At 72.9% G+C, this 5,897-nt stretch carries 7 protein-coding genes and 1 pseudogene; 4 read left to right on the forward strand and 4 right to left on the reverse strand.

The window, feature by feature from the left end; translation table 11 throughout:
• The first annotated feature begins 195 nt into the window (after positions 1 to 195).
• Positions 196 to 483 (forward strand): SHOCT domain-containing protein, encoded by a 288-nt coding sequence (locus B9S61_RS07260; RefSeq protein ID WP_103541504.1) that lies wholly within the window; start codon positions 196 to 198, stop codon positions 481 to 483.
• A 112-nt stretch (positions 484 to 595) separates the two neighbouring features.
• On the opposite strand, the gene B9S61_RS07265 is transcribed toward B9S61_RS07260, so the two are convergent.
• Positions 596 to 1,138: an ATP-binding protein gene (locus B9S61_RS07265; protein ID WP_181007283.1), complete on the reverse strand. Its 543-nt coding sequence runs from the start codon at positions 1,136 to 1,138 to the stop codon at positions 596 to 598.
• A 183-nt stretch (positions 1,139 to 1,321) separates the two neighbouring features.
• Positions 1,322 to 1,645, reverse strand: coding sequence for a hypothetical protein (locus B9S61_RS07270; protein ID WP_103541499.1), 324 nt, complete (start codon positions 1,643 to 1,645; stop codon positions 1,322 to 1,324).
• A 318-nt stretch (positions 1,646 to 1,963) separates the two neighbouring features.
• On the opposite strand from B9S61_RS07270, the gene B9S61_RS07275 reads away from it, so the two are divergent.
• A complete protein-coding gene (locus tag B9S61_RS07275) occupies positions 1,964 to 3,088 on the forward strand; it encodes a PLP-dependent cysteine synthase family protein (RefSeq protein WP_103541500.1) in 1,125 nt (374 codons plus the stop codon).
• A gap of 40 nt (positions 3,089 to 3,128) precedes the next feature.
• A complete protein-coding gene (locus tag B9S61_RS07280; protein WP_103541501.1) occupies positions 3,129 to 3,527 on the forward strand; it encodes a VOC family protein in 399 nt (132 codons plus the stop codon).
• Here the strand turns inward: B9S61_RS07280 and B9S61_RS07285 are convergent.
• Entirely contained in the window at positions 3,517 to 3,987 is a 471-nt protein-coding gene (locus B9S61_RS07285; protein WP_103541502.1) for an SRPBCC family protein, read from the reverse strand. The two genes, B9S61_RS07280 and B9S61_RS07285, sit on opposite strands and share 11 nt — an antisense overlap.
• Positions 3,988 to 4,058: 71 nt before the next feature.
• Positions 4,059 to 4,898, reverse strand: coding sequence for a DeoR/GlpR family DNA-binding transcription regulator (locus B9S61_RS07290; RefSeq protein ID WP_103541503.1), 840 nt, complete (start codon positions 4,896 to 4,898; stop codon positions 4,059 to 4,061).
• 412 nt (positions 4,899 to 5,310) lie between these two features.
• On the opposite strand from B9S61_RS07290, the pseudogene B9S61_RS07295 reads away from it, so the two are divergent.
• Positions 5,311 to 5,897, forward strand: a pseudogene (locus tag B9S61_RS07295) (hypothetical protein); the annotation flags it as partial.

A 5,897-nucleotide genomic window follows, 5' to 3' on the forward strand; every position in this document is an offset into this window, starting at 1 on the left:
GCCCCGCACACGCCGGTGAGGGCAGAGGCCGAGCGCGTTCCCGGCCGGGCGGAAGCAGGCGCGCGCGGTCCGCGTACTCCCCGCGGGGCGGGCCGGGTGCCGCCGGCCGTACGACGACCGGACCCCCCTCGCGGGGCGACTCTCGAGGTGTCGCACAAGAAGCGACGGGACAGCGCCCCCGAGGAGTTGACGATCATGCAGACGCTGGCACACTTCGGCGACGGCGGGCCCGGTCCGTGGATCCTGTTCTTCCCCCTCCTCTGGGCCCTGGTCATCGGCGGCGGCGTCGCACTGCTGCGCCGCACGGCGTGGCGCGGGCATCGAGGCCGCGGACCGGTCCGGCCCTTGGTGGAGCACGATTCGCCGATCGCGGTGCTCGGACGCCGCTTCGCCTCCGGCGAGATCGACGAGGACGAGTACTGGCGCCGGCTGTCCGTCCTGGACGAGGAGTTCGGCCGGCGCGGCAGGGACACCGCGGGGTAGGCACGACGGCGCCCGCGGAGTCCGGACAGGCGCCACCCGCCCCGGTCCATGCCGGTACCCGGCGAGGCACGCCCACTCTTCCCGGGGCCGGGCGGCGGCGGACCGCCGCCCGTCAGCCCGGGACGGTCGAGTGGGCCGGGGCCCGTTCGGGGCGGGGCTCGGTGGCGTGCTCGGCGAACGCGACCTCCGCGAAGCGGTGGTCCGCGGGCTCGACGGCCGTGAGCCGTGGCTGCCGGTCCCAGGCCGCCGGTGCGTCCGCGGACGGCGTCGGCAGCGTGAACCACACGACCTTGCCGGACTCGCCGTCCGGCATGACGCCCCAGCTCTCGCTCATGGCGGCCACCATCGCCAGCCCGCGCCCACAGGTGGCGAGCGGTCCGGCGTCCGCCACGACCGGAAGACGCGGATCATGGTCGTACACCGAGATCTTGAGCCGGTCGAGCAGCAGCTCCATCTCGACGGTGCACGTCTTGTCGGGCCGGGCATGCCGGTGGACGTTGGACAACAGCTCCGTCACACCGAGCGAGGCCCGGTCTATCAACGAATCCATATGCCAGTAGCGCAACTGCGCAGATACGATTCTGCGGACCTGGCCGATCCGCGACGGCAGGGCTTGGAGCTCCACCGTGCAGTGCCTGCTCGGATGACTGATCACGGCTGCGACTCCCCGACGTGAGGTCCGGAAGAACACGGAGTACGGATCCAGCAGGACGCCTGCGTGACGCTGCCGCCTGCTGTCGTGGCCGGCGGGCTGGTTCGCAGCGTTATCGCCGGTAAACCCAGAGTGACGTGGGACCAGCGTGACGCAGCGGGTGGGGTGGCGCAACTCGCGGACATCTCAGGCGCCGCGTCCCGACGCCCGGCGGACGGCCTCGATGAAACGGCGGGCGGCCGGCGGGCCGGGCTCGCCCGGCGCGGGATCGTGGTCGCCGAGGGTGAGCAGGTACCGGTGGCCGTTGAGGTCCGCCAGCGCCCGGTCCTCGGGCGCGAACCACGGCCTGGTCGCGCGTACCGCCTGCACCGGCGCGCTGTCGATCTCACTGCCGTAGCTGGTGAGCAGCTCCAGCCGGCCGCCGCTGATCCGGACCTGCCCGGCCCGGGTGAGCGAACGCAGCCGCTTGCCGATCCGCACGCCCGTGGCCGTGAACTCCGGCTCAGCCATGCCGCCCGCCCCCTTGTGCGCGTCGGTGTGCCGGACCGTGCTCCGCGGGCCGGCTCCTGCCCGGATCCAGTGTGCCCTTGCTTCCGCCGGTGCAGTCTGCCCCCACCCGCCGCCGAGCACCAGTGCGCGCGCCCCCGTTCCCCGGGGTGTGGAAGCACTCGCGCCAATGCGCCCCCCACGCCCCGGGACCGGCCCCAGGGGTGCCTTTGAGTCGCTCAAAGGAGCGTTTATGCAGGTGGGAGGCGGTGTGGAGGGTGTCTATGATCGGGGTACCGGCCGCGCGGGACGCCGTCGGCGCTCAGCCTAAGGAGCCCTGCCGTGAGCACTTCCCACCAGATCCTGACCGGCGCCACCCTCGACGTCGACCACAGCGACTCCGTCTACCGTGCCTGGCTGAAAGAGGCCGTCCGCAGGGTCCAGGCGGACGCCAACCGCTCGGCGGACACCCATCTGCTGCGCTTCCCGCTGCCCGAGCGGTGGGGCATCGACCTCTATCTGAAGGACGAGTCGACCCACCCGACCGGCAGCCTCAAGCACCGCCTGGCCCGTTCGCTCTTCCTGTACGGACTCTGCAATGGCTGGATCCGTCCGGGCCGCCCGGTGATCGAGGCGTCCAGCGGTTCCACGGCCGTGTCCGAGGCGTACTTCGCGAAGCTCATCGGAGTGCCCTTCATCGCGGTCATGCCGCGCACGACGAGCGCCGAGAAGTGCCGCCTGATCGAGTTCCACGGCGGACGGTGCCACTTCGTGGACGACCCCCGCACGATGTACGAGGCCTCCGCCGCCCTCGCGGCGGACACCGGAGGCCACTACATGGACCAGTTCACCTACGCCGAACGGGCCACGGACTGGCGGGGCAACAACAACATCGCCGAATCGATCTTCCGCCAGCTGGAGCTGGAGCGGTTCCCGGAGCCGGCGTGGATCGTCGCCACGGCCGGCACCGGCGGTACCTCGGCGACCCTCGCGCGTTACGTGCACTACATGCAGTACGACACCCGCATCTGTGTCGCCGACCCGGAGAACTCGTGTTTCTTCGAGGGCTGGACGACCGGTGATCCGGACGTCGCCTGCGACCGCGGCTCCCGTATCGAGGGCATCGGCCGGCCGCGTATGGAGCCGAGCTTCGTGCCCGGCGCGGTCGACCGGATGATGAAGGTGCCCGACGCGGCCAGTGTCGCCGCCGTGCGGGCCCTGGAGGGGGTGATCGGCCGCAGGGCGGGCGGTTCCACCGGCACCGGGTTGTGGAGCGCGCTGAAGCTCGTCGCGGAGATGGTCGCGGAGGGCCGGCGGGGGAGCGTGGTGACGCTGCTGTGCGACCCGGGGGACCGGTACCTGGACAAGTACTACTCGGACGCCTGGCTGGCCGAGCAGGGTCTGGACATCGCGCCGTACTCGGCGGCGGTCGAGTCCCTGCTGCGGACGGGGGTCTGGCCCGGCTGACGGCGGGTCACGGCGGCAGAGCGCGGTCTACTGTGTCGGCATGACGACGATCGCGCGGCTGTCGCTCGGTGTGAAGGACGACCGGCGGGCGGGTGAGTTCTGGCGCCGGGCGCTCGGCTACGTACGGCGGCCGCCGCGCTACGAGGGGGACGAGTGGATCATTCTCGGACCTCCGCCGGGAGTGCCCGGCATGCTGCTCGCCATGGACGTCGGCGAGAGCCCCGCGCCGGAGTCCCCACGCGTCCACCTCGATCTCCACGCGGGCGAGCGCGGCCTGGACGAAGAGGTCGGCCGCCTGGTCGCGCTGGGCGCACAGCGCGTCGACTGGCCGCACTACCCGCAGAACCCGGAACCCGGTGCCCTCCCGTACGTGGTGCCGGCCGATCCGGAGGGGAACCGGTTCTGCGTCGAGGGGCGGCGGAGCGGCACTACCGCGTGAGCCGCCGGTCCAGCGAGGCCGTCGCGGAGCGGAACGTCCGGCCGAGTCCCGGCCGGGCGGCCCCGAGCGCGAGACGGAACGGTGCCGTGCCGTCGGCGGCGAACGTCCACCGCACCCGCGTGCCCGTCCCGGCCGGTGTCGTCCGCCACTCCTCCACCAGCGCACGGGCGCCCGGCACATTGGTCACGTCGACGCGATAGGCGTAGACCTCGGGGGCCTCCGTCACGAGGACGGTCTCGCGGAACCGGGCGCCGCCGCGCAGGCGGATCTCCCGTCCCGCGCCGTCGTCGAGGGGGCGGGCCAGTGTGACCGGCCCGAACCACTCCGCCCAGCCGGTCACGTCCCCGGCCAGTGCGGCGAAGACCTGTTCGGGCGCGGCGGAGATCTCCCGCTCGAAGACCAGGCGGACGGGCGCGGTCCCGGCGAACCCTGGCCCCACGGGTCGCAGACGATGAGCCATGGACGTACTCCCCTCGACCGGTGCCGGCTCCACGGGCAGGCGGGCGACACCGGGGGCCCGCCGGTCCTCCGTCAGTTCCCGGCGGCTTCCGCCGGCTCATCGGCCTCGCCCGCCACCACCAGATGCCGCAGATGCTCGGACACCTCCGCGCGCGCCCCCTCGGGCAGCCCGGAGTCGGTGACGAGGGTGTCGACCTGCTCCAGCGAGGCGAACGAGCTCAGTCCCACCGTCCCCCACTTGGTGTGGTCGGCGACCACGACCACCCGCCGGGCCGACTGTACGAGGCGCCGGTTGGTCTCGGCCTCCGCCAGGTTCGGCGTCGAAAGCCCCGCCTCGACCGATATCCCGTGCACCCCGAGGAACAGCAGGTCGAAGTGGAGCGCCGCGATCGCCTGGTCGGCCACCGGCCCCACCAGCGAGTCGGACGGGGTGCGCACCCCGCCCGTCAGGACGACCGTGGCCGCGCCCTGACGGGGCCCCGAGGTGCGCTGCGCCGCGTGGAAGACGTCGGCCACCCGCACCGAGTTGGTGACCACCGTGAGATCGGGGACGTCGACCAGCCGGTGCGCCAGCGCGAACGTCGTCGTACCGCCCGAGAGTGCGATCGCCGCACCGGGCGGGACCAGCTCGGCCGCCGCCCGCGCGATGTCCTCCTTGGCGGTCAGCTCCAGACCGGACTTGGCTTCGAACCCCGGTTCGTGCGTGCTCGCCTCGACCACCGGGACCGCGCCGCCGTGCACCTTCTCCAGGACACCCTGCCGGGCCAGGGCGTCGAGATCGCGGCGGACCGTCATGTCCGACACGCCGAGCTTGCGGGTCAGCTCGTTGACCCGGACGCCGCCCCGGCGCCGGACCTCGTCGAGGATCAGGGTGCGCCGCTGCTCCGCGAGCAGGTTCTGATTCTCGCTCACGTACGCTCCGGTCCTTTCGCCGCAAACCCTCCGACACGCCTCACGCACCCACTGCGACGAGCGGATCACCTCCCGGCACCGGTGCGCGGACGTCCCATCCTCGCATGCCGGGCACCGCGCGGCGCCACCGGTGGTTCGTCGCGAGCATGTCACAGGTTGGCCGGGCGGGGCTTGCGTGTCACACGGATCGGGGAGATTACGTGACGAGAGGTGTCGACCGTCCCGGCGCGGGAGATCCTCAGCCCGCACGGACGGAGCCGACGGGGCGTCACGGGGGAAGTGCGAATCGGTGGAGAGCACGCGGCAGTACAGACCGGCTGAGAGCGACGACGATCCCGGCAACCGGCCCGGGGAGTCCACGGCAGCCCTGGAACTCCTGGTCCACGGCGTGGGGGGCACCACCCCCGAGGCGATGCTCGACGACCCGCGCACGGTCCGGGTCACCGGTGACGACATCGCCGCCGTGTTCCGCCGCGCCGACGACGCCGACGCGGAACGCCGGCCCGCCGGCCGCCGCGAGGAACCCGTCCCCGAGGCCTACGTCTGGTGCAACCTCACCTCGGGCAACGGCACCCGCGCCCTGTGGCTGCTGCTGCTGCCCTTCATGGTGGTCAACCTCGCCCACTGGATGCGCCCCACCGCCCGCGGCCGCCGGCGCACGGTCCGGCTCTACGGCCTGCTGGTACGCCTGGCCGGACTGAGCCTGACGGTGCTGCTCGTCGCGGCCGCCTGCGAGGTCGCCCTCGACCTGACCGCATGGCAGTGCGCGGGCACCCGCGCCTGCGCCGACCGGCACTCCTGGCTGGGATTCCTCTCACCCGAGCTCTCCGACGGCGGCTGGTGGAGCACGCCGGGCCGCCGGCTCGCCCTCGCCGCCCTGGTCCCCACCGCCCTCACCGGCCTGCTGTGGTTCCTGTCACTGCGTACCTGGAGCGCGTACGAGTCCCAGCAGCCGATCACCCCCGAATCCGAACCCGGGGAGGAGGGAGACGCCACCGC

Origin of the sequence: Streptomyces sp. SM1, assembly GCF_002910825.1 — a bacterium.
Taxonomy (GTDB): Bacteria; Actinomycetota; Actinomycetes; order Streptomycetales; family Streptomycetaceae; genus Streptomyces; species Streptomyces okerensis.

What these genes read in the sequence shown, in the direction of transcription:
- B9S61_RS07260 (WP_103541504.1), top strand. Translation starts at nt 196, where the DNA reads ATGCAGACGCTGGCACACTTCGGCGACGGCGGGCCCGGTCCGTGGATC.
- B9S61_RS07270 (WP_103541499.1), bottom strand. Translation starts at nt 1,645, where the DNA reads ATGGCTGAGCCGGAGTTCACGGCCACGGGCGTGCGGATCGGCAAGCGG.
- B9S61_RS07280 (WP_103541501.1), top strand. Translation starts at nt 3,129, where the DNA reads ATGACGACGATCGCGCGGCTGTCGCTCGGTGTGAAGGACGACCGGCGG.
- B9S61_RS07285 (WP_103541502.1), bottom strand. Translation starts at nt 3,987, where the DNA reads ATGGCTCATCGTCTGCGACCCGTGGGGCCAGGGTTCGCCGGGACCGCG.